Raw genomic sequence first — 26,580 nt, forward strand, 5'->3', positions numbered from 1 at the left:
TCATCGATGAAACCAAATCAGGGGGTAAAACAATGACGAAATGCCAAACTCCAGGGCCCGGAATCCTTTCCGGGCCGCATCCCCCGCGGAATCCTTTCCGCATTCAGCGCCCATGACGATGCCAATCCTCCACCGAGCAGGTAGGGCAGGTCCGTCGGGTGCCATGCCCACGGCTTTGCGTGGGCATGCGCCTCCAAATGAATCCCGAAGCAGGTAGGGCAGGTCAGAGCCCCGCCAAGTCGCCCCGACGAAGCACGGCGCCGACCTGCCGCCACCCTAAAGCTTTTGCTGGTAATGACTTAAAGAGAATCAAGCCCGGGTCAATAGCAGTCGTGGAGTTGCACGTCCTCAAAATAATGCTTGAGGATGGCCTCGTACTTGTAGCCTCGCAGAGCCATGCCCAGCGCGCCGATCTGGCACATGCCGGCCCCATGTCCCCAGCCGCCGCCAATCAGTGAGATCTTTCGGGGTATGCCGTCCGTATCCCGTTGTATCTCGATCACAAACGCGCTGCTGAACAGGAATTTCTCGTGCAGCACCTCGCGGATGCTGTACTCGCTGATCACATGGACCTTATGCGTCACGCCCATCGGGTCGAGATACTCGATCTCCAGGTCCTTTGCCCGGCCGGAGTCGCCCCGCTGGCACACCCGCAGACCCAGCAGAGTATCCAGAAACGCCACCTTGCTCGGATCCTGCCTGCTGAAGAACTTCTCCCGAAGGATCTTCTCCAGCTCGTGCCGGTCGTAGTCCACCCGCCATCGGAAATGACCGCCGCCCTCGTCGATCTTGCTCAGGTAAGAGGGCAGGCTCTTCTCGGGCACGACGTTCGGACTGCAGAATACGTCTGTCTGCTTGAGCCATTCACCAGTCAAATATTCCTTCAACAGTTTTTCAGAGAGAGGAAAGAACCGATGAGCCGCCGAGTCCTTCGGGGCATCGACCGTGGCCCGCTGTCCGGCCTTCTGCACGAACCAGACGTGCTGAGGCGATTCGATGATCCCTCCGCAGCTCTTGGAATAGTTCGCGTCGATCAGCGTCCTCTTCCGGTCGACCAACACCTGTCCGCGAGTCTGCCGCACGGCCTCAACCGCGCGCTCGGTCAGATCGGTCGTGCCGTGATAACGCTGGCAACAGTCATCATTACACCGATCAACAGGATACTCCGTGTGCTTCTTCTCGGTATGAGCCAGAACCCAGGCCCTGGCCACGACCGTCTGACTCTTCAGGAACTCCATCGGGCAGTCGCCGCTCATCTCGCCGGCAATCACGCCCGGCAGGTATTCCTCCAGCGGCAGTTCGTTGACCACCAGCAGACGCCCGCGGATCGCCCTGAACTCCAGCATTCCCCCGACCGTCGGGTGAATCCTCTTTTCCCAGTGAAAACCTCTGCCCGCCACCACCCCGCGAAGCTGAACGCCCGCGCCCCGTGTCTGCGGTACCGCCTCCTCGGGCGACACCTTGATGACATCCGCCGGGCCCGCCACGCCCCCCTCCGACAGGAACGAAACCTGCCGGTTTTCGACCGTGACCTTGGCCATGACCGACCGGAACATCTGCCCGGGGCCGTCGCCGCCCGAGACCAGATAGCCCCGACTCGGAATCTTCAGCAGAATCGAGTCCATGCCGTCCTCAGGCAACACCATCCCGACGCGAATGACGGGTTCCTCGCGTGAATCGAGCGTCCAGGCGGTCAGACTGCAACGAGCCATCGAGTACCGTTCCCTTTCAAGATCAAAGCGTGTGGCCAAGGCCGGCACTCGCTCCCTCACCGCCGAAAAGCCGGGAGTTCAACCGAGCGGCCGGCATGACACATCACCTTAATCCGAAGATGCCGGGCGGGCAAGCCGCTGCTCCCGCCGGAATGACTGTTCTTCAGGTCGCCTTGCCTGTAATCCTGCCCCCGTCCGGATGCCTGCCGCCCCTCTCATGGGCGCGAGCACCACCGCAAAGGCTACCGACCCCGCAGTTGATCCTCAGATGCCCAGCCCCGGCCGCCCTCAAGACCGCAGAACCACCAATGATTACCCTTCGCGAGAATCCCATTCAGAGCGTGAGGCAGAATCCTGACTTCCTGTCCCGCGCGAACGGCGGCCGCTTGGCCGTAGGTTGTCCCCGGGCCCAGACGCAATAGCCCAGCGTTCTTGAACACCGCTCGTTCCCCAACCCGTAGACTCTCCGATAACTCGGGCCGCAGGACAAGGGCCATAAAGTAGCCGTTGGCTACGGGCCTCAGAACGCCGGCCGCGTCCGTCCCCGCTTTGCCGGACGGGTTGTTCTTCACCTTGCCGTCTACCCACAGCGTGGAAGACCCTCCCCCATCCTGGAGAATCGCATTCGTCGCCTTGAGCTCGTCCTTGCAGAAGATGCCCACCTCGGTGAAGGTCATGCCGATGCTCTCCGGGGAACGACCGTCGACGACGAGGAAGTAGACGTATCTGTCATCGAAGGCGACGGCCGTGCGCGGATCCTTGATGACTGAGCCGTGCTTTCTGCCCTCGGCCGCATACCGGGCGGCCTTGGCCTCCCAATCACGCGGTACTTTGCCGTTGACCAGCACGCACTTCGGGCCACCGACGCTCGCATAGGCATTGGTCCAGTTGCACGGTGCCAGGCCGATGTCCTCGTTACCGAATTCTCGAAGCCGCAAATCGATATGGAGACTGTCGCCGGCCTTTGCCTGCTTCCGCAGCTCTCTGGCGGCCCGGCCGTTGGCGGAGAGAACCACGTGATCGAACGGCAGCGGGGTTGAACCGCTGTTCTCGCGGACCTGGGCAACTTGGCACTTGATGCCCGGAGATGGAGGCATTATGGCGATGGGAGCCGAAACCTGGACGAGAACCTCGACGCCGTCATCGCCGGTGCCTGTGTTGTCGGCGTAATGCGGGGTGTAAAGAGCAAGTTCGTCGGTGCCGCGGGGTTCGTTGAGCTTGTCAATCCTCATATCGGACCTGTCGGCGAAGACCACCCGCTGTAGCGAAGCATCGTTGCGGACGTTGCCCCCGAGAAAGCCTTTGCCATCAAGCGTCCAGACAAATCCGCTGTTGCCCGAGTATTCGCCGAAACGTTTGACGAACCATCCGGAGATGACCTGCCCGCCGGCCGCAACGCCCGTCCGCATGTCAAAGTAATCACCGTTGATGGCCACTTTTACGTCGTAGCGACGACCGTCGAAGGTGACCGTATCGTCGTACCGCACCGCCATATCGGGTACCGTCTCGCGCCCACCCTTGACTGTCCCAAGGCTGGTCATCGAGTCGATGGTCCAGTTCTTCTTCGACCGGTCGGCCCGGGCAACGAACACCCGAACAGGACCGTCGAGCGCGTACTCACGGTAACTGATACCCGGGGCGACTTCCGACCACTGGGTATCGGCTCTCGCGCAGACCGCGCCGGCAACAATAAAGACCCAGCTTGCCGCCTTCAGCAGACTCATGGTCGCCAACCTCCGGACACTCGACGGATCAGATTCGGCAATGGAAGATCATAGCAGCCGGACCACGAGATGACACCGGGCAATGACGAAAACAGAACGAGACTCCACGACTCTGCAGTGGCGACACCGCCAGGCCGGCCGACGACGCACGTCGGCTTGCCGAGATCGATGGCGATCTATAGATTCTATCTTGTGGAAGCGAGCGCTCGTGCGGCCCGCGGCAACTTGGGAGGCTCTACGATGTCTAAGGTCGCAGTCATCATCGTCGGGGCGGGAAAGGGTACGCGATTCGGCGGTAACGAGAAGAAGATCTTCGCCAAGGTCGACGGCCAGCCCTTATTCCTCCGTTCGATCCAGTTGTTTGTCAACCGCGACGACGTCTGCCAGACCATTCTGGTGGCCGCAGCCGAAGACGAGGAGCAGATCCGGGAGAAATACGGGGCCAACCTCGGCTTCATGGGCGTCAAGATGGTCACCGGTGGGCCGACCCGGCCGGATTCGGTGGCCAACGGACTCGCCGTCGTGAAAGAAGATGCCCAGTTCGTCGCGGTACACGACGCCGCCCGACCCTGTACGACCGATGAGATGATCGACGCGGTTTTCGCCGAGGCGGCCAAAACCGGCGCAGCCCTTCTCGCAGCCCCGCTAAGGGGAACCATCAAAAGGGTCAGCGAGAGCAAGGTTATCGACGAGACGGTTTCCCGCCAGGGCCTGTGGGAAGCCCAGACACCCCAGGTCTTCCGCCGGAACCTGATCATGGCTGCCTATGAAAAGCGGGCTGAATTCCGCGGCGAGCTGACCGACGACGCCCAGCTCGTCGAAGTCATGGGGCATCCGGTCGCGGTCGTCGAGTGCGACTTCACCAACCTGAAAGTCACCACCCGCGGCGACTTGACCTTGGCCAACAGCATTGTGAAGTTTCGCCCGAAACCCAAACCCAAAGGCCCATTGGGCGCCTTTGAAGAAGCCCAATGGTAAGGACCCCAGAACCGCGAAAACGCGCCCATTCACTTGGGTGGTTCTTGACGATTCAGCGGGCGCAAGCGTACTCTTTCCCTGTAGCGGGCGGAACCTTCGCACCGAATAGTATCATGTTAATCTCAGAGACGCAGGAGGCGTGATCATGCGAAAGCACAGCACGATGCTTCTTTTCCAGCTCGGCGCGGTCGTCAGTCTGTTATGGGTGCTGACGTTGCCTGCCGGGTGCAAGACCGATTCACTGGCTTCCGAGAAGATCGAGCGTCCGCCTGGGCCAATGACGTCGCTCGAAAACCCTGCCGGGGCTAATTTGCCGGAGATCTCCATTGCCGGCCGGGACGAACTGGACATCGTTGAAGAGCTGGTGATGCACCGCACACAGTACGCCCGCCTGCTTCGGGCCTTGGTGATTTACTACAACGAACACGGAATGTCCGACAAGGCCATGTGGGCCAGAAGCGAGCTGGCCGACCTCCAGCGGGTCAAACCCTACGACTACATCGCCGAGGCGGCTACGCCCGTGGAAACGTTGAGGCCCAAGGACTCCATTCCCGAGGCCAACAAGTTGTTCGAGGAGGGCATGGCCCTCCTGAAAGAGGGCGGTCATGGTACGCCCATCTTCTACAACCAGGAAATCATGAAGAAGGCTTTGGCCAAGTTTAAGGAACTGGTCGAGAAATACCCGACCAGCGACAAGATCGCCCAAGCCGCCTTCTACATCGGTGAAATCCACAAGGAATACTTCGAAGAAAAGGACAACGACATCGCCTTACTGTGGTACAAGCGGGCCATCGACTGGGACCCTAATATCCAGTTGCCGGCCAGGTTCCAGATGGCTGCCGTATGGGACTACCGTCTGCACAACCGCGACAAGGCCCTCTACTGGTACCAGGAGGCCATCGAGAAGGAGCAATTCAACAGGTCCAACGTGCTCTGGGCCAAGAGCCGGATAAGGGAGCTCACACCGGCGCGCGTTGAAACCCAGCCGACGGAGGAGGAACGATAGATACCCGAAGGTAAGTCCGAATGCATTTTTTCTCCTGACCGTCGACCTCTCACCGCTGTAAAGCATGCCCGGTACTGGCAGTCCCGGCGTCTAGCTGCGTGGTCTTCTCCCTGCCCCTCTGGGACCGCCGAAGGTTTGGTCGCCCAAGAATCAGTGAGAACGTGCGTCCGAGCCACTCCTCAAGGGTACCAGAGATATGGAGAGGCACGCTGCAACAACCGCAACCTGCGCGCCCGGTTTGCCCGCGAGGACCATCCTCCTGTACCATGTACCCCCCGATTTGATGGAGGCTCGGATGAAACTGGCGACATGCAGCGAACCTTGGCGGGACGTTCCGATCGAGGAAGTCTTCGGCATCGCGGCTCGCATCGGCTTTGAAGGAGTCGAGCTTGCCCCGTTTACCATCGCCGAGCACGTGGACCAGATCTCGTCCGACCGACGAAAGACGATCGCCCGGGCGGCAGCCGATGCCGGGGTATCGGTGGTCGGGCTGCACTGGCTGTTCGTGTCGCCCAAGGGCTTGCACATCACCACCCCAGACGACGCAGTCCGCCGCAAGTCGGCCGACTACCTGAGGAGCTTGGTCCATTTCTGCGGTGATGTCGGCGGCAAGGTCATGACCCTTGGTTCACCGAATCAACGCAGCATCGTCCCACCAACGACCTTCGACGAGGGCTGGAAACGGGCGAAAGACGTACTGGCGTCGGTGGCCCACACCTGCGCTGAGCGCGGGGTGACCATCTGCTTTGAGGCCCTGAGCCCCAAAGAAACGAATTTCATCAATACGGCTGAGGAAGCCGCCCGACTGGCGGATGAGATCGGCCACCCGAACATCGACATCATGCTCGACATGAAGGCTATGGCCTCCATGCCGGATGGCATCGAGGGTACGATCCGTCGGTTCGGCAAGCGGGCCAGGCATTTCCACGCCAACCATCCTTCGGGCAAGGGAGTGGGAATGCCGTTGGCCTCGGGCGACGGCGAGCCGCTGGACCTCAAATCGATCCTCAAGACTCTGGCGGAAACTGGCTTTGATCGTTGGGTTTCGGTTGAGCCCTTTGACTATAAACCGGACCCGACGACGGTGGGCGAGCATGCGTATAGGACGCTGAAAGCGGCACTGCCCGCGTGACTTCATGTTCGTGAGACAAGAGGAGACAAAGACGCATATGGTAAACAAGATGATGGGAATTGCGTGGATCGCCGCGATTGTTGCAGGAATGGGCCTGACAGCCTCAACAGCACGCGCGGACAAGGTGACGATCACCGTCGGCGACAAGGATATTCCCGCCGGCCCGATGTGGTTCAAGCCGGCCAAGCCCCTGGACCCGCAGCAGTACTACTATCTTTCCGGTAAGGACGCCGATCTGCTCGTGCAAATCGACAAGGAAGATCGGGTATGGTGGTGGCAGAACAAGCCGCTCAAGGCCGGGCAGACGTACACGTGGGAACTCCTCGTGGCCGGCACGGGCGTCAACCCGGAACCGGGCGGCCTCCCCGCCCGCGTCCGCAAAGCCGGCGACGAACAGGTGGACATCAAGATCTCCGGCAAGCCCTTCACCACCCTGGTATTCAAGAAGAGTGATCCCAAGGTTTACCTGTATCCGGTCATCGGCCCGACGGGCGAGCCGATGACGCGCGATTTCCCCATGAAGGACAACCCTGCGGAAAAAGAAGCCAAGCGCCAGGACCACCCCCACCACCGCTCATTGTGGTGCGCCCACGGCGACATCCGCACGGAAGACATGACCAAGCCGGGATCCAACTACTGGAATGAAGTCAAGGATGCGCCGATCGAGAAAGTGCCGCACCAGGTTCTCACCAAGATCGTCGGCCAGGCCAGCGGGCCGGTATTCGGTCAGGTTATCGCCGAAATCGACTGGATCAACGAGAAGGGCGAGAAGGACTTCTCCGAACAGCGATCGTACATGTTTCTCGCCGGTGAGGATCTTCGCATCATCGACGTCAGGAGCGTCTTTAAGTTCGACCAGAAGGACGTTACCTTCGGCGACACCAAGGAAGGCGGCATCGTGTCCGTACGGACGGCCATCACCATTGACGAAAAGGGCGGCGGCAAGCGGTACAACAGCGCCGGCAAGAGCGGCGAAGACACCTGGGGCCAACCCGCCGAGTGGTGCGACTACGTCGGAAAGGTTAATGACAAGGTGGTGGGCATCGCAATCATGGACCATCCGAAGAATTACGGGCATCCGACGCACTGGCATATTCGCGACTATGGTCTGTACACCGCCAACCCGTTCGGCCTGAAGGACTTCACCAAGGATGCCGCCAAGGACGGTTCACATACCTGGAAGAAGGGCGAGTCGGTCGAGTTTAACTACCGGATCCTTTTGCATCAGGGTGACACGCAAGCCGCCGGCATCGCCGATCAGTGGAGACTCTACAGCGACCCGCCGAAGTTCACGGTCACGGAGAAGTGATCAATCCTCTCCGGTTGTTCAGACTTCGGACGCGTCTATTCCGTAAAGTCGAACCAGAGACGACTGAAGATCTCATCGAACGACCGGAAAAACGCCCACGACGACTCCGGAATCGGAACGTCACCCCAATCCAGCGGTGCTTGCTGGGGCACGAGCGGCTCCGCCGGCGGCCGTCGCGGCCCGATGATATCGGGTGCCGCGGCGGACCGCACCTTTATCCGACGAGCCTGTTGCACGGAACGATCGTAGGCGTCACGCCGTCGAGGATCGCTCAGGACGGCGTACGCCTCTTGCACCTCCAGGAACGGCTCCACATCCGGCCCGTAGTGATCCGGGTGTAGCTCCAGCGCCTTTCGACGATACGCCTGCTTGATCTGTGCCGGCGTTGCATCGACGGTAAGCCCCAGGACGACGTAGTAGTCCTTCGCCATGCCGACACCCCGATCACCGACCTCCGTTGCTGGATCCCCACATGTCCCGGGATCAGCCGCTCTTTACGGCAATCCGCTTGGGCTTCGCGTCCGGCCGTTTCTGAAGAGTCACGGTCAGGACCCCGTTCCTGTAAGTCGCGTCAACCTTGTTCGGATCAACCGAACTCGGCAGTTGAATGCTGCGACGGAAGCTGCCGAAGCTGCGTTCCACGTAGTGATAGTTGCGCTTCTTTTCCTCCTTCTCCTGTTTCTTCTCACCGCTGATCGTCAGCATGTTGTCGCTGACGCTGATCTCCACGTCCTTGGGATCGACGCCCGGCAGTTCGGCCGTCAGGGTCACGTCATTCTCAGACTCGGCCAGATTCAGCCGCAACCCCACGCCGACACCGGCCGGCATCAGGTCGGCGAGGCTGGTGCTCCATGGATCCCGCCAGAACCGCTCAAAGAGCTGGTCCATCTCACTTCGCAAACGAGCCAGTGGGGGCGCTTCGGTCCTCGAACCGTTTCTGGCTTCACGCTTGTTTCGCCAAGGTATCAGGTTCATGATTCAACCTCCTCTCACGACGCCTTGACCGTGATCTTCCTGGGCTTGCAGGCCTCGCTCTTAGGCAGATGCAGCTCCATCACTCCATCCTTGAGCCGTGCCTCGATCTTGTCGGTCTCGATGCCTTCGCCAAGCCGGAAGGAACGATAAAAGTCACCCACTCCGTACTCATGAAGCAGGTAGTTCGTCTTATCCTCGTCCTGCCGGGGATCAACCCTGCCGTTAATGGTCAGAACGCCCTGCTCGTACTGGATGTCGATCGCATCCGGAGCAACGCCCGGCATATCCGCCAGAACAAGGAACTCGTCCGACGTCTCAATAATGTCCACGTTCGGCATATACGTGCGACGATCGCGTGCCCGTTCGACTTGGGCAAGCTTGTCTTGCTCTTTCTTGACTGTCAAAGCGGTGCTCATTGCTGATCCTCCTTCTCAAATGGCCTCGTTTCTCGTTCTCCGCAACCGACGGTTAACTCGTCTTGACGGCGATCTTCCTGGGTTTCGCCTCGTCCACCTTCGGCAAAGTGACGGTCAGCACGCCGTCCTTCAATGTCGCCTGGACCTTCTCCGCATTCACCTCGGCAGGAAGCGTAACCACGCGGGTGAACTCGCCGGTGCCGCGCTCCCTTCGATGATAAGAGGCGCCCTCGCTTTCCCGGGGCTTGCGCGTTCCCTTAATGGTCAGCTCGTTGCCGACTGCGTAAATCTCGATGTCGTTCTCGCTCACTCCGGGAACCTCCGCCTCCGCGTACAGGGCCTCGCCGTCTTCCCAGATGTTGAGAGCTGGAAACGCGGTCAGCCGGCTTGTCCAGCCGCCGTTGAACGGAAAACCATACCCTTCGAAGATCCGCTCCACCTCCCTCCGCAACTCATTCATGACTGCAAAAGGATTCATCGTTCCTGCAAACATCGCGATACCTCCTGGTCCTTCGGACCTCTGTCAGTCTGCAAGCACGTCCGCGTGGCCTTCCGCAGGCCGGGTACTCCGCGGTTGCACCGGCCGATCCGAGCCCGATGCTGGAAGCACAAAGACCGCTCGGCGTCGCTGATTGTTTCGGGAAGTTCCTGCCCGCCGCGAGAAGAGCGGCCGGCACAGTGGTCGGCGACGCGTGAAATCCGTTACCGAAAAAGTCTTACAGGCTCGGTCACATCGCCACTCCTTCGAGCGGACCTGCTTCCGCACCATGCTTCTTGGGCCGTTTCAACGTGCCGCTGAAAATCACATGCAAACCCCGTGCCAGTCGAACCGGCCAACCATGCCGATCATCATAAGTAATTCGAAACAGGCAACTTAGGGCAAGGCTGCCCACAGCGAGACACGCGATACGGCCCGAGACTCTGCCAATCTCGCGCTGCCAGTTTTGCGGGCCCCTCGGCTAAGCTCAGCCGGGCGGGAGTTCGCGTGCGTTTCCAGGACGGTGATGCCGTGCTGACAATTCAGGGATACAGTCACCCACTCATGTAGATGAGGGGGTCAGTAGTTCGCGTTATCGCACGTCTGGTCGGCTGCAATGCCGGGTCCGCTCGCACATGCTTCGAACTTGTCGAGATCGGTGTTGTCCACGTCCCCATCGCCATCGTCTGGGGGATTGAAGCGTTGGTCAGCATTCATGTCGTCGCGGTCGAAGCATTCACAGTCGGCGAACAGCCCGCCGCCGGCTCCCGAAAAGCAGGCCTGGAAAACCGCGAAGTCAGCCTGATCGACGTCGCCGTCACCGTCTGCGTCCGCGAAGGGGTCATTGCAAGCACATGCCGCCGAGGCCGCGCAGTCCGGATCGGCACAATCGGTCAGGCTGTCCAGGTCGTCGTCGATCAGATTGTAACAGTTGTACTCCGGAACCAGGCTGGCACTCACGTTGTCCAGGTCGATGTACGAGGTGTACGGGGCCGGCCCGATCAGACGTTGCTCGGCTCCGAAGCCCACGATGCCCGAGGTGTATTTGTACACGGTGTCAACGCAATAGACGTCCCATGTGCTCGGCTCGGGCGTGCCGTCGTCCGGCCAGATACGACCTCTGACAAGTACAGCCCCCGCACCATCATCCAGGGCCTCGAAACGCATCCACCAGTCCTTCGTCGGATCGAAAGGATCGAAACGTATCGACCCCGGAGTGGGGCTGCAGAGATCGTGAGGTCCGCTGGGATCCAGATATTGTATCGCCATTTCCAGCCGATTGTTGGTGGGAGGATTGGCATTCGGGTTGGCCCCGGCGTCGCCTACATAGACCCAGTAGCCCTTGAAGTGGGCGCCGGTCTTGTCGGATGAGAATTGCGGATCCATGTTGACCGCCAATGCTACAAAAAAAGTGTTCTTGTCTGGAGTGGCAAACATGTGGGGGTTGGTGGAGGTCTTGATCAGCAGCTTGGCCGACACGCCCCCATTGGCGTTGCTGAACTCCGTGCCATACTCGGAGAAGAGACCCACCGCCCTGTCGATGGAGGAAGTGAAGCTGAGGCGAAGGGCGGGTGAACAGCTGGGGCAAGGAGTGGCGGTTGTCGGAAAGAAGGTCACAATTGCCCCGTCCGTCTGCCAGGAAATGTAGTCCCAGGGCACCAAGCCTTCGAACGTGTTGTCGTCGAAAGTATGCAGCCAACCGGGGGGGTCAGCCCAAGCGGGCGGAACTGCCAACAGAGCGACACTCAGAACCGCCGGCCCGATGAACACGTGCTTCGGGTTCATGCCTTCTTCCTCCCAGATAAAGGTTAATCGAAATGCGTTTCGTTCGCTCACCGCCGACACAATAGAGACGTGCAGGGAAGCTCGCGGGGCCAAGACAAGAACCCGACCATGAAATGGGAGCGCTCACTCCCCTACGAAGTCCGGTCTCTATTACATCGTAACCCGTCCCAAGGTTGCATGCAATCACCTTCTCTCCGACTTCCTCGTGCCGCGCATCGAGCAGCGTATGGTTGGTGCTCTTGACAAGACCGTCAGACTGATGCTGACTCGCGCAAGGAATCCGCTGTTTTTTCCCCAGCGGACCCCTCCTTCCATGCAGACCGACCTTCGGAGCGGATGCTTCATCATCACGGTCCGCATCCGCATCGATGTTTGTGGTGGCGATCCGGCCAGGTTTCCGCGTAAGCCATTGCGATACAATTACTTGGGTTTGTTTCCGGGACCGCCCCAAGTCCGAGAAGCGGCTGCAGGGAAAGAACGATTTGCGCTTGAGGCTGACATAGGCCGCGGATATGATGCAGTCAGTCGATCACCGACTCCCACGTCATGGATGGGGCGCGATTGTCCGTTTGAAGTCGCAGGGCGGTTGAAGGTGCGCAAAAGCAACTCCCGGAAACCGGAGAGGGCTTGAAGACCCTTTCAGAAGTCTGCGTGTTGGGGATAGGTTGTCTTAACTACTAGGAGGAGAACGTTATGCTAAGACTCTTTGCAGTGGTAGATCTCGTCGCCGTGCTCGTCGTGCCCGCAGTCGGGGCATACCAGTACGATTTCACCCTTGACCAGAGCAGGTCGAACATCACGATCACGCTTCCGATCTTTGCCGGCGGCGCGACCGCGACCAGTCCGCTGAGCGGGACGTACAGCATGATGCTGGATTCCCCGTCCGGCACGTACAACACCCGGGACTGGAACGTACAGGCCAGTCTGAAGACCATCAGTGCCACGAACACGGCTCAGATGATCTTGATCTCCGTGCCCTACAACATCTACGTCCAGGTTGATCCGGGCGACTTCCGCGCCATGGACTGGAATCAGAATAAGGGGGCCATCCCGAGCACGACACTTGCGGGTGGGCCCAACATCTCGAGTGGCGACCTGAGTACTGATATCCTGCTCTCGATCTACAATGAGGTCACTCACAGTTATGTCACCAGGAACGGGGCCGCGGGTGAATGGTTCATGATGAACTGGACCCTCCAGGTTTCCGACGACGACTGGCTGGGAGTGGCAGGCACGGGCGACGTGGAGTCGTGCGTGACCGCGACTTACTACGATCAGAACCTCATCAAGTACGTCACCAAGCTGTACGGCCGGGGCACGCTGATCCCCGAACCGGCCACTTTGGCTCTGCTCGGGCTCGGTGGCTTGGCGCTGCTCTGCCGCCGGCCGGTGTGAGCATGCCCGCCAGGCGGCCGGCGCGATATGACCGGCTGTTAGTCTCTTCCGTCGCAACTGGTGCGCATTTTGCGCGCATGTTTCTCGATCGCAGAGCACTTGGGTTGCGGCCCGCAAAAAGGCCCTTCGCCGCAGGCCACAAGCTCTATGAGCCAACGGTTCGCGTGGTGTGGACTACTCGTTTTCAGGGCCCTTTCACACATCTTGCTGTTCAGCCAGGCCCCGGGCACAAGAACCGCCAGCCGTATTTCAAAACCTTGGTGCTCTGGGCAGTCGGTCATCAACGATCACTGTCTCTCGATGGGAGGGAATGAAGCCCTCGCCTTCAGGCGAAACCTTCAGGTACACTTCTGGCTATGGAAGAGTACCGCACGGCCTCGCATACGCGTTTTGATATCAAGTACTTCTCAGTACCTGATTCTCGGTTCCCGCTCTGCCGACTGACAACTTCAGGATTGTTCACTTCTCTCGCACCCGTTGTACCCGCACCGCCTCTTGCCCTCAATTGGACCGTCTCCCAACGCTGCGACGCGCGATGTCAGACCTCCCCCATGTGCTCAACCACCGCCTGGCCGAATTCACTGCATTTGAGCAGCTTGGCGTCGACGCCTTCATTGACCATCAGGCGATGGAAATCGTAAGTGACGGTGCGAGCGGAGATGGCGCCGTCCATACCCTTGAGTATCAGATCGGCCGCCTCCGTCCAGCCCATGTACCGCAGCATCATCTCGCCCGACAGAATGAGGCTGCCGGGGTTGACCTGGTCCTTACCCGCGTACTTGGGCGCCGTACCGTGGGTGGCCTCGAAGATGGCGTGGCCTGAGTCATAGTTGATATTGCCGCCGGGGGCGATACCGATCCCACCGACCTGAGCGGCTAGGGCATCCGAGATGTAATCGCCATTGAGGTTGGGCGTTGCGATCACATCGTACTCCGCCGGCCGCGTCAGGATCTGCTGCAGGAACGCGTCGGCAATCACATCCTTGATCAGAACGCTGCCCTTGTCCGCCGGCAGCCGGCACCAAGGTCCGCCGTCCAGGGGCGTTGCGCCGTACGCCTCCTTGGCCAGCTCGTAACCCCAGTCCCTGAAGCTCCCCTCGGTGAACTTCATGATGTTTCCCTTGTGGACGAGGGTCACGCTTTTGCGCCGGTCTGCAATTGCGTAGTCGATGGCCGCCTTGACCAGACGCTTGGTACCCTCGGCGCTGACCGGTTTGATGCCGTAGCCGGCCGTAGCCGGAAAACGAATCTTCCTGAACCGGTCGGGAAAGACCTCCTGCAACCACTTGGCGAACTTCTCGGCATCGGGTGTGCCCGCCTGGAATTCGATGCCCGCATAGATGTCCTCTGTGTTCTCGCGAAAGATCACCATATTCACGAGTTCGGGGTTGCGGACCGGCGAGGGCACACCTTTGAAGTAACGCACCGGCCGCAAGCATACGTACAGATCGAGCAACTGCCGCAGGGCGACGTTGAGAGAACGAATGCCCCCGCCGACCGGCGTGGTCAGCGGGCCTTTGATGCCCACCAGATAGGTTCTGAAAGCCTCGACTGTCTCATCGGGTAGCCAGTTCTGCGTTCGCTTATATGCCTCCTCCCCGGCCAGAAGCTCGTGCCAGGCAATCTTTCGCTTGCCGCCGTAGGCCTTGGCAACGGCGGCATCGAACACCAATTGCGAGGCCCGCCAGATGTCCGGGCCGGTGCCGTCTCCGGCGATAAACGGGATGACCGGATGATCCGGCACTTCCAGCTTGGAGCTGGATTTGCGGATCGGATCGCCGGCAAGAGGTGTGGGCAATGCCATGCCTGTCGTCCTTTCCTTTGCTCAACCAGAACCACATTCGGGCCGGCTGCCGCAGGCACCCTGTGCCTGATGACGCGCGCACAATCGTACGAGGAGACACTCAGCCCGGCTTGGGGGCCCAGATGCTAGCAATTGGCCTGCTAAACTGTCAAACCATCAACGATTCGGCGTCGATCCGTCCGATTACAGCAACCGGCGGAAGGCCTCGCAGGCGATGTCAACCTCTTCTTCGCGGAGCAAACCGTGGAAAGGCAGGGCCACCGTGCGGTCGCATAGGGCTTCACAGATGGGAAACTGCCCGCGCTTGTATCCGAATTCGCGGGCGTAAAACGGCTGTAAGTGTATTGCCGGGAAATAGTTGCTGCATCCAATGCCCTGCTGGCGAAGTCTGACCAGGATCTGATCACGATCTTCCGCAGAGTAGTCGTCGTTGAGACGAACGACCATGACAAACCAACTGACTTGGCTTCCAGGCAATGCCTTCTGCATCGAAATCCGCTTTTCGTCGCTCAACCGGACCAAGTAGTAGTTGGCGGAATTGAGTCTGTGGGACAGTATTTCGTCTACGCGTTTCATCTGGGCAATTCCCAGCGCACAATTGATGTCACTCAGGCGGTAGTTGTAACCCAATCGCTCATGTGCGAGCCATCCGCCACCCGACCCGCGTCCCTGGCTCCTCATCGAAACCGCCAAATCGCGGATTTGCCCGTCGTCGGTCACGATCATCCCGCCCTCGCCTGTTGTCATCTGCTTATTCGGATAGAACCCGAAGGTGCCGGCATCGCCGAACGTTCCCGCTTTCTTGCCATTGAGCGCGGCCCCGAGAGCCTCGCAAGAGTCCTCGATCACGCGGAGGCCGTATTTGTCGGCGATCTGGCGGATTCTCGGCATGTCGGCAATGTGACCGAACACGTCTACGGGAAGGATCGCACGGGTTCGAGGCGTGATCGCGGCTTCGATCAGGTCCGGATCGATGTTCCAGGTTTCCGGATGGATGTCAACGAAGACCGGTTTGCCGCCTTCGAAAAGGATGCAGTTCGAGGAGGCAATAAACGAGAAGGGCGTGGTAATGACTTCGTCGCCGGGCTTGAGGCCGATCGCACGGATGCACAGGTGCAGTGCGCTCGTGCCGCTGTTGACCGCGACGGCATACCGACTGCCGACGTATTCGGCGAATACCCTCTCGAATTCGGGCAGCTTGGGACCAAGCGACAAATTGGGTGTCTGGAGTACTTCGAGCACAGCGTCACGTTCCGCTTGAGTGATGTCCGGCCGCGATAAGGCGATTTCCATCCGATCCTCCACGTTGGTTCAACTTCGGTTCGGCGCACCGGGCTGCCATTATAGCGTGCGGGGCTTTTCGCCGACATATTCCAGACGATGCTCAAGAACCCGGACCTTGATTATCGGTCCAGCTTATGCGACGTTCGAGTGATTTCTCCATCTCGCGGCGAGCGGCACGGTCAGCCTCGTCGGACCGCCCGGCGTCGGTGCACGCCTTGCCTCATGACCGGACAACTGACAGGAGTAATTCAATGCTTGAAAGCAGACTGCTGAGCAAGATCAACCGCAAACAAGCCCGTGTCGGCATTCTGGGGATGGGCTATGTGGGCTTGCCGCTGGCCAGGAGTTTTTGCGGCGTGGGAATGCCGACGGTGGGTTTTGACATTGATCCGAGGAAGATCAAAATGCTCAACGCCGGAAGGAGCTATATCAAGCATATCCCCGACCAAGCCGTATCGGCGATGAGATCGTCGAAGCGTTTTGAGGCTACCACGAATCCCAAGGTGCTGCGGGGGTGTGACGCCCTGATCATCTGCGTCCCCACGCCGTTGTCCAAGACGCGCGATCCGGACATGACTTACGTGATCAAGACCACGGAAACGATTGCGACCCAGCTTCGGCGAGGCCACCTGGTCTCGCTGGAGAGCACCACTTATCCCGGCACGTCAAAAGAGGTGCTCAAGCCGATCCTCGAAAAGACCGGCCTGAAGGCTGGAAAGGATTTCTATCTTGCTTTCTCTCCCGAGCGCGAGGATCCGGGCCGCAAGGACTTCACCACCGAGACAATCACCAAACTGGTTGGCGGCCACGATCCGGCCAGCCTCAGGGTTGCTGTCGCCCTTTACCGTCAGGCCATCAAGAACATCGTTCCGGTTTCGAGTTGCGAGGTCGCTGAGGCCGCCAAGATCCTGGAGAACGTCTATCGGTGCGTGAACATCGCCATGGTCAACGAGCTCAAAATGCTCTTTCATCGCATGGGCATCGACGTGTGGGAGGTGATCGAGGCGGCCAAAACCAAGCCGTTCGGTTTCCAGGCGTTTTATCCTGGACCGGGCCTCGGCGGGCACTGCATTCCCATCGACCCGTTTTACCTCACCTGGAAAGCCCGCCAGTTCGGAGTGACCACCCGCTTCATCGAGCTGGCCGGCGAGATCAACACCGCGATGCCGGAGTACGTGGTGGAACATACGGCCAGGGCTCTCAATGAACGGGCCAAAGCACTCAAGGGGTCGAAAATCCTCGTGCTTGGTCTGGCGTACAAGAAGAACATCGACGACATCCGCGAATCGCCCTCGATCGAGCTGATCGAGATCTTCAAGAAACGCGGCTGCAAGGTCGACTATAACGACCCGTACATCCCAACCACCCACAAGCAGCGAGAGCACGATCTCAAAATGAAATCAGTGCCTTTGACGGCGGCCAACATCCGGAAGTACGACTGCGTGGTCATCTCTACCGATCACGATTGCTACGACTACGGCATGATCGTTCGAAACGCGAAGGTGGTGGTCGACACCCGCAACGCATGCGCCCGCGTCAAGGGACCAAAGAAGAACGTGTACAAGGCCTGAGAGCGGGCCGGCGCCCGAGAACCGAGACCTGAGCGTCGAAGAATCTTCTCGCGAGGGACACGGCCTCCCGGACCGGCTTGGCAGGGCCAGGCATCAGGGGGCAGCCGGCCGCCGTACCCCCTGGCTATTGCATGCCGGGCCTATCTCCGATCGCTCTCCACCTGGGAAGGAAGGAATCGACAGGACTTGCGTACCACCAGCTCGCCGCGAGACATCAGGATGCGAGGGGGCCGACCTGGGTCGTTGATCTGGGCAATCAACAGCTCCGCCGCGGAACGGCCCATCTCAATGTACGACACGCGAATGGTCGTCAGACCACCGTCCCCCAGCAGCGGGGCGAACGACGAGTCGTCGAACCCCACCACCGCGATGTCCTCGGGAATCGACATGCCCAGCGTGCTGGCGTGCTCATAAACGATTCTGGCGGCATAATCCGAGCAGCACACCACCGCCGTGATGGGTGGATCCTGCCCCAGCCAGTCGCCTAACATGGCGGTCACGTCATAAACCTCGCCGGTCCGCAGCAGCTCCTCGGGCGAGACGCTGCGCACATCGACGGGCGGCAAACCGCGTTCCTTGGCTTCTGCGATTACCCCCTGCTTGCGATCCTCGATCGTGCAGGACCATCGCCCGTACAGGAAAGCCAGATGGGTGTGGCCCTGGTCGATCAGGTGGGCGGCCATGCGCCGCCCCTGCCAGACCCCGTCAGGAATGGCGGCCGAGATGATCGCCGGATCCTCTTCAGGGAAGGGCTGACTGGTAATGGCGACCAGGGGCGTGCCATGCTCGGCGACACCCTTGTAGAAAGCCCGATTCCAGTCCATGTAGAAGCTTCCCTCAGGCGGGGTGAAGGCAATGCCCGCTGCTCCCTGCTCAATGCAGGCATTGGCCATCTGGGCAAGACGCTCTGGAACGCGATTGGCGTTACAGAACAGGATGTGATACCCGCGCCGGCTTGCTTCCTCCTCGAAACCCCACAGCGAGTGAATATAGGGCTCAAGATCGCACGTGGCGGTGATGAATGCGAGCAAGTCCTTCTTCGCCCGGCGCTCGGCGACAAAGGTGCCCACCCGCGCCCGACGAAGCAGCAGGCCTTCTTTCTCAAGGATCTGGAGTGCCTGCAGGACCGGCGAGAGGCTCACGCCGAACATCTGGGCAAGCTGCCGCGCGGTCGGGATCTGGTCGCCCGGGGCCCAACGCCCCTGAGAGAGAAACTCCCGCATCTTCGCGGCAACGGCCATGTTCTTGGGTTGAGCGGCATTCAGCGTCTCCGGAGTAAGTTGATCGTCGGCCATGTCTGCTTCCGTTTCTGTACCGGGCCCTTGCACAAGCGATGGGAGCAAAGCCTCTGATTGCCAAGGCGGCAATCTCGGCTTGGTACGTGCTACCTGAATATACCATCGAGCCCTCGGGGCCTTCAAATCAGCAGTAGCATGCTATCGGACGTCCGCCGGTTTTGCGAGCCGCAAACGCCTTGCGGACAAGCCCATTAATCCTCCTCTTCCTCGGTTTCGAATTCAAACGGCCGGTTGGTAAACAGAAGAGGACGGTCGCGTGCCACGCTGATGATCAATCCGAGAGCCATGAAGTTGATGACCAGGCTGCTGCCGCCCGCACTGACAAACGGAAGGGGAACGCCAGTTACCGGCCCCAGCCCAATTGCCATGCAGATGTTGGTGATCGCCTGGAAGGCCAGCATCGTCGTCAGACCCACGGCCACCAGACGGCCAAACGGCTCGCGGGTCAAAACGGCGATCTCGTATCCAAAAACAACGATCAGGCCGTAGCACAAAAGTGTCAGTACACCCCCAATGATACCCCATTGGTGACCGATCATCGCGAATATGAAATCGTTGTGCCTCTCGGGCAGAAAGTCGTATTGGACGAAGACCCCTCGTCCGGAGCCTTGCCCGAACAAGCCGCCGCTGCCAAGGGCGATTTTGCTCCGGGTAAGTTGGTACCCAGTCACATTTTCCCAGTTGGCCAGCTCCAGCATCCAGCGGCTTTGTGAGAACTCCTTGGGCCGAAAGTATTCCCATCGGGTGGGCAAGTCGGGCCGGGACGGCATCGGCTTGCTCAGATAATCGCGCACAGCCCTGTTCTGGAGCATCACGCTGGTAATTCGCAATTGCTGGTAGGGCTCGATCTTCGTCCAGAACAGCGGAGAGCACAGCAAGCCCATGACGATGACTGCAGCGAGGTGCTTGCCCTTGGCGCCCGCGGCGTAGAGCACCACAAACAGGACCGGCAGGAACAGCAACAGGGTCCCCAAATCGGGCTGCAGCTTGATCAGACCCATCGGCACCAGCGCGAGCATGAACGGCGGCACTAATCCCAGAAGCGTCCGGTAGTTGCTGCGATACCGCAAGTACCACGCCAACCCCAACACATACGCGACTTTCATCATTTCCGACGGCTGAACCTGGAGGCCGCCCACCTGGAGCCAGCGGCGGGTGTTTCGTTTCACGGGCACGAAAGGAAGGTCAAACCACCGGTCGATGACCAGGCAAGCGAGCACCAGGATGCTGATTCCAAACAGGATGTAGGAAAACCTCCCGATCCTCAGGTATCCGATGGTAACGATGAGGATCATGCAGCCGATGCCGGCCGCGCCGTAGGCAATCTGTTTGACCGTCTCATCCGCCAGTCGGCCGGGCTGGTCGGACGCGTTGGTGGCCTGGATGGTTAACACCCCCGCCACGAGCAGCGGCAGGACCGGCAGCAGGATGATCCAGCCTCCGCGAGTGCTGAAGAGCGAACTCATGGTCGCTCCCCCTCTCCGGCGGCATCGGTGACGGCGGCCGCCGACCGGACGGTGGAATCGTCCGCCGGTGCGGTTTCGATTGTTCCTCCGCGGTGCAGGGTGATCATGGCCTGAAGCATGTCCCGCGCCACTGGGGCAGCCACCGCACCCCCGTGCCCGGCGTATTCGACGATCACCGCGATCGCAACGTTAAGCTCACCGTCGATTGCGGGCTCAAGGTAATGCCCCCGCGTGGTCAGATACCCGACAAACCAGCCATGGGTCGGGTAGACTTGGGCGTCCTCTTGGCTGATGTACTCAGGCTTCTGTCCTTCCGGATAACGATTTCGTAATTCGCGGAACGTTCGGGCTTTGATGGTCTTCTCGGTGCCGTCCGGGAAGCGACAGCGGTAGAGCCGCTCCAAAGCCGGGGCCTCGGCGCTGCCCGTCTTCCCCAGCAAGACAAACTCTTCTTCGCCGGCGAGCTTCGCCCGAAGCGGGCCGTATGCCGTACCGCCCTGCTCGTTGACCACCTTGTACAAACCTTCCCGAACCAGCCTCCAGTTGGCCGCCGGGATGGGCAGCGCATAGCCCTGCAAAGATTGGTCGGGGTTGTCCGGCCAAATGGTCACCGGCTTCCAGACGCCCGAGGCAACCGTGGCCATCATGTTGGCAAGCTGAAGAGGGGTAGCGCTGACCTCACCTTGGCCAATGGCCGCCAGGCGCGCCGGCCCGGCACCCATGTCTCGCCTGAGCTGAGGCAGCGTCCCGGTCGCGTCCTCAATCAGCCCTATGCCCGTGACCCGCCCGAACCCGAATCGATCCATCCATTTGACCAGGTTAGCCAACCCCATGTTCTCGCCCACGTGGTAGAAGAACACGTTGCAGCTCTTCTGGACAGCCAGTACCGGGTCAACCGTTCCGTGTGCCCGCCGGGCATCGCACTGCCATTTGTTGGGCAAGCCGGGAAAGAGATGGCCGACGCAATCATAGGTCGTGCCTGGTCCAACCTTGCCTTCAGTCAAAGCGCTCGGCAAAACCATGGCTTTGATCGTCGAGCCGGGGGGATAAGGCTGATGAACGGCGCGAAAAACGTGAGGCTGGCCGAAGGGGTCTTGCGCGGCAAGCTTGGCCCTCTCCGTATCCGGCAAATTCGGGTCAAACGCAGGATAACTCACCAGGGCCAGCACTCTACGCGTGGGAACATCCAAGATCACGGCCGCACCGCCAGTGCTCGGAGGATGTTCCCGCACCGCCGCTTGGAGCCGGTGATAACAGTACTGCTGCAAGCGGAGGTTGAGGCTCAACCGCATGGTGTTGCCGTCCACCGGCGCGACCGGCTGAGTGGTGGGAACGCCTCGCAGATCCTCCTGCTCGCAACCTCTGCGCCCGCGGAGCCACTGTTCTCCAAGTCGCTCCAGACCCGTGCGACCGATCAGATCGCCGAGAAGGTATCGAGAGAGTATGTCTGCGTTGTTGCTGTTTTCTCTCAGGTCGTCGGGGCCGACTTCGTTGAGCATACCATACAGATGCCCCATGGCATCGCCGCCCTCGTACCGCCGGGTGTGACTGACCAGCACCTCCACCCAGGGGTACTCCGCCAGTTGCACCTTGGCCTCGACGCACATCTGGTGGTTCAGGCCCTGGACGATCGGGTGAACGGTCCGCTCTTCGTCGACCACCGTATCGATCTTCCTCCGTCGCGTGACCACCTCCTTGATTCGCTGGACTTGCCGCAAGCGTCTTTCCCGAACAGCGTCAAGCTCCTCGACCTGTCTGCCCGTCAGGCGGGCGATCGCATGCCATGATTCGTTGATCTCGATACCAAGCTTGTGCATCTCCTCGGCTACGTTGTCAGCGGTCCTGGGAATACCCCGTCTCCCCAGCCGTTCGCGGGCCATGGCTCGAAGATGATCCTCGGCTTCCGAGAGAATCCCATAGTGAACACAAATGTCCCAGGATTCCGCGTCATATGCCAGCCGCACGCCCTCCGAGTCGACGATCTCACCCCTCAGGCAGGGATATAACCTCATGGGCTTGATCAGCAGCGCCTCGGCCTTGCTTGCATACTCCTCACCCTCGAGGATCTGAAGCTGAACCAGCCTCGCGGTTACCGCGATGACCGGCATCACCATGAGGACCATGATCAGCCGCAACCGGCGCTCGAACATCGGTGTACCCCGAAACGACGCGGGTCAGCTCCCGCTCCGGATTCCCCGAAACCCCTCAGCACCGGGCCGGACGGCAAGAATGCCTCGCGCCCCCGACGAGTCCGAAGCAGTCCACGTTCGCCCATAACAGCCGCCCTCCGAGCCGGTTGTCGGGCGGGCCCTGACGCCTCGGCCGCCATCCCCGATCGTCAACCGGCCCTAGGCAGGGTTCTCCGGCCTGAAAGTCATCCGGCGTCTCATCGGCCCCAGCCCTGTCCAGCGTTGAAGCTTAATCAGCAGCCAGTGAAGACAAGGCGCCCAGATGGCTGTGTATCCGGCAAACAAAAAAGCCGGTCTCCAGAACCCTTCCATGTCGATGGGAATGCGGTGCTTCCACCAGAAGTAAAGACCTGCGATGACCTGGATTGCAAAGGCAAATGCCAGAGTCACAACCGCATGGGTCACCGGGTGGTCTCGAAACAACACCTGTCGGCTCCGAAGAACGACCCAGGCCGCCAACCCGTAGGAAAAGGCATACAGCCCAATCGGATGAGGTGAGGCGGTCTGTAGATCCACGATCAACCCCAGAATCCAGGCCGCTATGGCTGCATCAGGCGAGGGGGCCCACAGGGCATAGTGAACTGCCAGGATGATCGTCCACTGGGGCCGGATGGCTTGGATGGCCAAGAGCGCCTGGACGAACGTGGTCTGGCAGACAATGACCACGATCGCCAGGACCGCAAATGGCATCCATTTCATGGAATTCACAACGACCCTCGTGCATTCCGCTTGCTGCCTTGGACGACAAACCGCTCGCGGCGGCGGCGAATGCCAATATTATCGACAACTCACATCGACGACTTACCGGACCGATGGCTGTAGTGCCTCCCGATCCACAATCATGAGAATGGCCGTGGCGGCCGCCAGTTGAACGCGCGGATCCTCCGGATTCTCCATGGTTTTCTTCAGCATGCCCAAAGCTCTAGGATCACCGATCTCCCCCAAAGCCATGGCCGCCATCGACCGAACACGCATAATCTGGTTCTCCGGACGGTCTTCCGCCAGGCTTCGATCGGGCTTGTTCCAATCCAGGGATCTCATCGCTAGTCCCAGCCCATCCGCATATCCCTTGGCCCCAAGCCCTCTTGCTGCAGCCAACTTAGCCTCCAAGTATGGAGAGCTGGCCAACCTGGAACGTAGTATGGGCACAACCCGATCGTCGGGAACCTGACCTAAAGTCATGACCGCAAAGGGCTGCCTGTATCCGACTCCCCCGAACGCCTCAAAAATAAACCGGCTTATGGCATCCTTGTCACCCAGCATCGCCAATCCTTCGAGGGCCTGTGTCCGTACGCCTTCATCCGAATCGCCGCTGGCTGCAGCGCGAAGCAACGGAACGGTAGATCTGTCGCCCAACTGGCCAAGAGCCAAGACGGCATTTCGTCTCACTTCGGGGTTTTCATGCTTCCTCAGGTGATCCCGCCATGCCGTGCGCCGCTCCGTGGTTGGCAACCCGCATTGCTCCAGGGCGAAGTAGGCGGCAAGCCGCACGCTCACATCCGGGTCATTGGTGAGCGCCTCCATGGCTGGCACCGCCGCCTTGTCTCTCAGCTTGCCCAAGGCCATGGCTGCGGCGAACCGCACACCCGGATGTTGATCTTTGAGTCCCTCTCGGATGCGGAGTCGGCCGGAATCCCCCAGAACCTTCGAGGCAGCTTCCATCGCCTGTGCCCTCACGGCCGGATCAAACGGATAGACCATGCCTCGTTCGATGCAGGTCCGGGCCTCCTGACGAACTGCCGTGATGAAATCCGGCGTCGGCTCGAAACTACAACCGGTGGCCAGGGTGGTCAGGACCAGAAGGACGACCCAAACCGTCATCTCTCTCGCCGGAAACTGAGCAGCGCATCGACATTCACTCATGGCTGAGGCCCCGTTTCTTCGTAGAACGCTGTTTGAGCAGCCGTGATACCACCAGACAGTCGAAAACGGCCACTACTACAAGCCCCACACAGGTCAGGGCAAAAAGATCCCCGTAACGGCTGTAGAAGGTCACACGAGGATCAAGCTGAATCTCATCGACACGATATCCCTCGCCTCCCACTTGCGGGTCCCGATCGGATGCGCCGACAAGACTATACCACGATCCGCTCGAGTTGATGAATCCGCTGACGCCGGTGTTGACTGCACGAGCCACACTGACTCGGTTCTCGACGGCCCGGAAGGCGCAATTGGCCAGATGCTGGGCCTGTTGCGTTCCGTGCCCGAACCAGCCGTCGTTGCTGATGTTGAGCATGAAGTCGACGCCTTTGCCCCCGTCCTGACCGACCATGAAACCGCGGAACACCTCTGGAATCACGTCCTCATAGCAGATCGTCACGCCGAAACGAACCTGCCGGTCGCCCATTGAACGGGGTTTCACGGAGAACACCGTGTGCTCGGTGCCCCGTGTGAGCGAATACTCGCGCCCTCCGCGACCCCAGGGGTTCCACCATCCGTCGTTCAGGAACCGGTACAGCCAGAAGAAGTGGGGGCTGTAGCGGAAAGGCACGTATTCGCCGAAAACGACCAGATGGATTTTGTCGTATCGCATGGGCTCTGAGCTGCCGTCGGGAGAGTAGACGAACGCCGAGTTGTAGCGGTGCTCGGCCGGGTACTTGCCCGGAGGCTGCCTTTCCTCGGACAGGGCCCCAACCACCAGGTAACAGTCGTGTTTGCGCGCAAGGGCCTGGAATTCTCGATGCTGAGCATTGGCCACCTTCCAGCACAACTCAAGCCACGCTCTCCTGGCACTGTCCCGCTCCTCATCGATGACCGATTGGGGAAGCTCCCGGAGTTCGCGATTGAGATACATCCACCACGGCGTCTCGGGCAGCACCATGATATCCGGCGATTCTGCGGCGCATTTCTCGATGAGACTCAGGTAGGTCAACCTCTTGTCGGCCTCATCATCCCCATCATCCCCAAGCCTTCGAAGCTCGCGGTCTATCTCATCGTTTTCCGGCTGCCTGAACTTTCGAGGTCCGCTGTCGAGTCCCGAGGTGGCCGACAGCAGGTAATCGCCCTGAAGAACCGCGATGCGCGGGCCTGTTGTCGTGCCACTGTAACTCAAGCGGTAGTGCCCGTATAGTACGGTGCCGCCCACCACGACAAGCAGGACCACGGTCGACACTGCCGCGGCGAGGCGGGTCTCCTGATTCTTCCGGCCCCGCCGGACCTGGATCGCCCGCATCACGCGCTCAGCCAGCCAGCCGTTGACCATCATCACAACGAACGACACGCCGTACGCGCCGCCAAGATCGGCAATCTGGATCAGCAGAAGCCGCCTTGCCTGGGTGTGGCCCGCGAGAAACCAAGGAAACTCAAGAAGCCCCTTTGACCGGACCAGTTCCCATGCGACCCAGGCAATCGGGAGAGCGAACGTCGGACTGATCCGCCTGTCACGATACAAATACCGCACTGGCCAGGCCGCCAACGGGAAATACGCCGCCAGGTAGAGAGCCGCTGCGACGTACCCGGGACCGGTGGTCGTGTAGAGCCACCGCAAGTGCGTCAGGAAGAAGGCCGCACCAAGGAGATAGCTGACAAGATACATCCGTCGCGCTCGGCGCGCCAGGCATACGGCAGCGGTCCAGGGAACAAAGGTGATTCCCGCCACAAGCCCGACCGATTGGGGTTCAAAGATCGGCAGGCTCAACAACCACGTCAGCAAGGCAAGCCCGGCGACCAGCCAGTCGTTTTCAATGTCACAGGGTCGGTCAGCAGAGCCAACCGGGGAAGATTTCACTCGGGGTTTGTCTTTGGATCCTCGCTTCACCTTGAGCTGTCCATCCGTGACATTCTGTTGTCGTCCGTCAGGCGGCCGCGCCAAGCTCGCCCAGCATCCCTCATCGGTCGCCGAAACCTCTCGGATGCAACCGATGCCATTTCCATGCCGAGGCGACAACTTTCTCGATGTCCCTCCAGCGGGGCTGCCAGCCCAGTCGTGTTCGAATCTGCGTCGCGTCGGCAACGAGGCTCGGCGGATCACCTGGACGTCGAGGAGCCTCGCTCACGGGGATGGCTTGCCCCGTCACGCGGCGGGCGGCGTCGATGATCTCTCGGACGCTGTGTCCCCG

General features: G+C 60.3%; 22 protein-coding genes. 6 read left to right on the forward strand and 16 right to left on the reverse strand.

Going from position 1 to position 26,580, the window contains the following annotated elements; translation table 11 throughout:
• Positions 1–320: 320 nt before the first annotated feature.
• The gene (locus PLL20_15340; GenBank protein HPD31366.1) at positions 321–1,712 is read right to left on the reverse strand and encodes a SpoIID/LytB domain-containing protein; all 1,392 of its coding nucleotides are present in this window, start codon (positions 1,710–1,712) and stop codon (positions 321–323) included.
• A gap of 242 nt (positions 1,713–1,954) precedes the next feature.
• Positions 1,955–3,436 carry a phosphodiester glycosidase family protein gene (locus PLL20_15345; protein ID HPD31367.1) on the reverse strand — a complete coding sequence of 494 codons (1,482 nt, stop codon included), beginning with the start codon at positions 3,434–3,436 and terminating at the stop codon, positions 1,955–1,957.
• A gap of 240 nt (positions 3,437–3,676) precedes the next feature.
• On the opposite strand from PLL20_15345, the gene ispD reads away from it, so the two are divergent.
• The 4 genes from ispD (at position 3,677) to PLL20_15365 (ending at position 7,861) form a co-directional block, all read left to right on the forward strand.
• On the forward strand, positions 3,677–4,414 hold the full coding sequence (gene ispD, locus PLL20_15350) for a 2-C-methyl-D-erythritol 4-phosphate cytidylyltransferase (protein ID HPD31368.1): 738 nt from the start codon (positions 3,677–3,679) through the stop codon (positions 4,412–4,414).
• A gap of 145 nt (positions 4,415–4,559) precedes the next feature.
• A complete protein-coding gene (locus tag PLL20_15355; protein ID HPD31369.1) occupies positions 4,560–5,420 on the forward strand; it encodes a hypothetical protein in 861 nt (286 codons plus the stop codon).
• Positions 5,421–5,715: 295 nt separating this feature from the next.
• Entirely contained in the window at positions 5,716–6,552 is an 837-nt protein-coding gene (locus PLL20_15360; GenBank protein ID HPD31370.1) for a sugar phosphate isomerase/epimerase family protein, read from the forward strand.
• Between the two features lie 37 nt (positions 6,553–6,589).
• The gene (locus tag PLL20_15365) at positions 6,590–7,861 is read left to right on the forward strand and encodes a PmoA family protein (protein ID HPD31371.1); all 1,272 of its coding nucleotides are present in this window, start codon (positions 6,590–6,592) and stop codon (positions 7,859–7,861) included.
• Positions 7,862–7,896: 35 nt separating this feature from the next.
• On the opposite strand, the gene PLL20_15370 is transcribed toward PLL20_15365, so the two are convergent.
• From PLL20_15370 to PLL20_15390, 5 genes are all read right to left on the reverse strand, one after another.
• Positions 7,897–8,292 (reverse strand): DnaJ domain-containing protein, encoded by a 396-nt coding sequence (locus PLL20_15370; GenBank protein ID HPD31372.1) that lies wholly within the window; start codon positions 8,290–8,292, stop codon positions 7,897–7,899.
• 52 nt (positions 8,293–8,344) lie between these two features.
• Positions 8,345–8,836 carry an Hsp20/alpha crystallin family protein gene (locus PLL20_15375; GenBank protein ID HPD31373.1) on the reverse strand — a complete coding sequence of 164 codons (492 nt, stop codon included), beginning with the start codon at positions 8,834–8,836 and terminating at the stop codon, positions 8,345–8,347.
• 14 nt (positions 8,837–8,850) lie between these two features.
• Positions 8,851–9,252 (reverse strand): Hsp20/alpha crystallin family protein, encoded by a 402-nt coding sequence (locus PLL20_15380; GenBank protein HPD31374.1) that lies wholly within the window; start codon positions 9,250–9,252, stop codon positions 8,851–8,853.
• Between the two features lie 52 nt (positions 9,253–9,304).
• A complete protein-coding gene (locus tag PLL20_15385) occupies positions 9,305–9,745 on the reverse strand; it encodes an Hsp20/alpha crystallin family protein (protein HPD31375.1) in 441 nt (146 codons plus the stop codon).
• Positions 9,746–10,309: 564 nt separating this feature from the next.
• Complete coding sequence (locus tag PLL20_15390; protein HPD31376.1) at positions 10,310–11,515, reverse strand: hypothetical protein; 1,206 nt, start codon at positions 11,513–11,515, stop codon at positions 10,310–10,312.
• 693 nt (positions 11,516–12,208) lie between these two features.
• Between PLL20_15390 and PLL20_15395 the strand changes: the two genes are divergently transcribed.
• A complete protein-coding gene (locus PLL20_15395) occupies positions 12,209–12,910 on the forward strand; it encodes a PEP-CTERM sorting domain-containing protein (GenBank protein HPD31377.1) in 702 nt (233 codons plus the stop codon).
• 538 nt (positions 12,911–13,448) lie between these two features.
• Here the strand turns inward: PLL20_15395 and icd are convergent.
• Both icd and PLL20_15405 read right to left on the reverse strand, forming a co-directional pair.
• A complete protein-coding gene (icd, locus tag PLL20_15400; GenBank protein HPD31378.1) occupies positions 13,449–14,714 on the reverse strand; it encodes an NADP-dependent isocitrate dehydrogenase in 1,266 nt (421 codons plus the stop codon).
• Between the two features lie 183 nt (positions 14,715–14,897).
• On the reverse strand, positions 14,898–16,007 hold the full coding sequence (locus tag PLL20_15405) for a DegT/DnrJ/EryC1/StrS family aminotransferase (GenBank protein HPD31379.1): 1,110 nt from the start codon (positions 16,005–16,007) through the stop codon (positions 14,898–14,900).
• Positions 16,008–16,249: 242 nt separating this feature from the next.
• Between PLL20_15405 and PLL20_15410 the strand changes: the two genes are divergently transcribed.
• Entirely contained in the window at positions 16,250–17,569 is a 1,320-nt protein-coding gene (locus tag PLL20_15410) for a nucleotide sugar dehydrogenase (protein ID HPD31380.1), read from the forward strand.
• 140 nt (positions 17,570–17,709) lie between these two features.
• Here the strand turns inward: PLL20_15410 and PLL20_15415 are convergent, their stop codons facing one another.
• From PLL20_15415 to PLL20_15445, 7 genes are all read right to left on the reverse strand, one after another.
• Entirely contained in the window at positions 17,710–18,864 is a 1,155-nt protein-coding gene (locus tag PLL20_15415; protein HPD31381.1) for a GntR family transcriptional regulator, read from the reverse strand.
• A 194-nt stretch (positions 18,865–19,058) separates the two neighbouring features.
• On the reverse strand, positions 19,059–20,333 hold the full coding sequence (locus tag PLL20_15420) for an FtsW/RodA/SpoVE family cell cycle protein (protein ID HPD31382.1): 1,275 nt from the start codon (positions 20,331–20,333) through the stop codon (positions 19,059–19,061).
• Entirely contained in the window at positions 20,330–22,483 is a 2,154-nt protein-coding gene (locus PLL20_15425; protein HPD31383.1) for a penicillin-binding transpeptidase domain-containing protein, read from the reverse strand. The genes PLL20_15420 and PLL20_15425 overlap by 4 nt, the downstream gene beginning before the upstream one ends.
• Before the next feature lie 198 nt (positions 22,484–22,681).
• On the reverse strand, positions 22,682–23,221 hold the full coding sequence (mreD, locus tag PLL20_15430; GenBank protein ID HPD31384.1) for a rod shape-determining protein MreD: 540 nt from the start codon (positions 23,219–23,221) through the stop codon (positions 22,682–22,684).
• 102 nt (positions 23,222–23,323) lie between these two features.
• The gene (locus PLL20_15435) at positions 23,324–24,385 is read right to left on the reverse strand and encodes a HEAT repeat domain-containing protein (protein HPD31385.1); all 1,062 of its coding nucleotides are present in this window, start codon (positions 24,383–24,385) and stop codon (positions 23,324–23,326) included.
• Positions 24,378–26,249: an apolipoprotein N-acyltransferase gene (gene lnt, locus PLL20_15440; protein HPD31386.1), complete on the reverse strand. Its 1,872-nt coding sequence runs from the start codon at positions 26,247–26,249 to the stop codon at positions 24,378–24,380. Before lnt ends, PLL20_15435 begins: the two co-directional genes overlap by 8 nt.
• A 100-nt stretch (positions 26,250–26,349) precedes the next feature.
• Positions 26,350–26,580, reverse strand: a 231-nt coding sequence (locus PLL20_15445) for a UDP-glucose 4-epimerase GalE (GenBank protein ID HPD31387.1), incomplete at its 5' end; no start/stop codon positions are given.

The organism is Phycisphaerae bacterium (assembly GCA_035384605.1).
Taxonomy (GTDB): domain Bacteria; phylum Planctomycetota; class Phycisphaerae; order UBA1845; family PWPN01; genus JAUCQB01.

Excerpts from the sequence above, each read along its gene's own strand:
- PLL20_15340 (HPD31366.1), bottom strand. The coding sequence starts at position 1,712 with ATGGCTCGTTGCAGTCTGACCGCCTGGACGCTCGATTCACGCGAGGAA.
- PLL20_15345 (HPD31367.1), bottom strand. The coding sequence starts at position 3,436 with ATGAGTCTGCTGAAGGCGGCAAGCTGGGTCTTTATTGTTGCCGGCGCG.
- ispD (HPD31368.1), top strand. The coding sequence starts at position 3,677 with ATGTCTAAGGTCGCAGTCATCATCGTCGGGGCGGGAAAGGGTACGCGA.
- PLL20_15355 (HPD31369.1), top strand. The coding sequence starts at position 4,560 with ATGCGAAAGCACAGCACGATGCTTCTTTTCCAGCTCGGCGCGGTCGTC.
- PLL20_15360 (HPD31370.1), top strand. The coding sequence starts at position 5,716 with ATGAAACTGGCGACATGCAGCGAACCTTGGCGGGACGTTCCGATCGAG.
- PLL20_15365 (HPD31371.1), top strand. The coding sequence starts at position 6,590 with ATGGTAAACAAGATGATGGGAATTGCGTGGATCGCCGCGATTGTTGCA.
- PLL20_15370 (HPD31372.1), bottom strand. The coding sequence starts at position 8,292 with ATGGCGAAGGACTACTACGTCGTCCTGGGGCTTACCGTCGATGCAACG.
- PLL20_15375 (HPD31373.1), bottom strand. The coding sequence starts at position 8,836 with ATGAACCTGATACCTTGGCGAAACAAGCGTGAAGCCAGAAACGGTTCG.
- PLL20_15380 (HPD31374.1), bottom strand. The coding sequence starts at position 9,252 with ATGAGCACCGCTTTGACAGTCAAGAAAGAGCAAGACAAGCTTGCCCAA.
- PLL20_15385 (HPD31375.1), bottom strand. The coding sequence starts at position 9,745 with ATGTTTGCAGGAACGATGAATCCTTTTGCAGTCATGAATGAGTTGCGG.
- PLL20_15390 (HPD31376.1), bottom strand. The coding sequence starts at position 11,515 with ATGAACCCGAAGCACGTGTTCATCGGGCCGGCGGTTCTGAGTGTCGCT.
- PLL20_15395 (HPD31377.1), top strand. The coding sequence starts at position 12,209 with ATGCTAAGACTCTTTGCAGTGGTAGATCTCGTCGCCGTGCTCGTCGTG.
- icd (HPD31378.1), bottom strand. The coding sequence starts at position 14,714 with ATGGCATTGCCCACACCTCTTGCCGGCGATCCGATCCGCAAATCCAGC.
- PLL20_15405 (HPD31379.1), bottom strand. The coding sequence starts at position 16,007 with ATGGAAATCGCCTTATCGCGGCCGGACATCACTCAAGCGGAACGTGAC.
- PLL20_15410 (HPD31380.1), top strand. The coding sequence starts at position 16,250 with ATGCTTGAAAGCAGACTGCTGAGCAAGATCAACCGCAAACAAGCCCGT.
- PLL20_15415 (HPD31381.1), bottom strand. The coding sequence starts at position 18,864 with ATGGCCGACGATCAACTTACTCCGGAGACGCTGAATGCCGCTCAACCC.
- PLL20_15420 (HPD31382.1), bottom strand. The coding sequence starts at position 20,333 with ATGAGTTCGCTCTTCAGCACTCGCGGAGGCTGGATCATCCTGCTGCCG.
- PLL20_15425 (HPD31383.1), bottom strand. The coding sequence starts at position 22,483 with ATGTTCGAGCGCCGGTTGCGGCTGATCATGGTCCTCATGGTGATGCCG.
- mreD (HPD31384.1), bottom strand. The coding sequence starts at position 23,221 with ATGAAATGGATGCCATTTGCGGTCCTGGCGATCGTGGTCATTGTCTGC.
- PLL20_15435 (HPD31385.1), bottom strand. The coding sequence starts at position 24,385 with ATGAGTGAATGTCGATGCGCTGCTCAGTTTCCGGCGAGAGAGATGACG.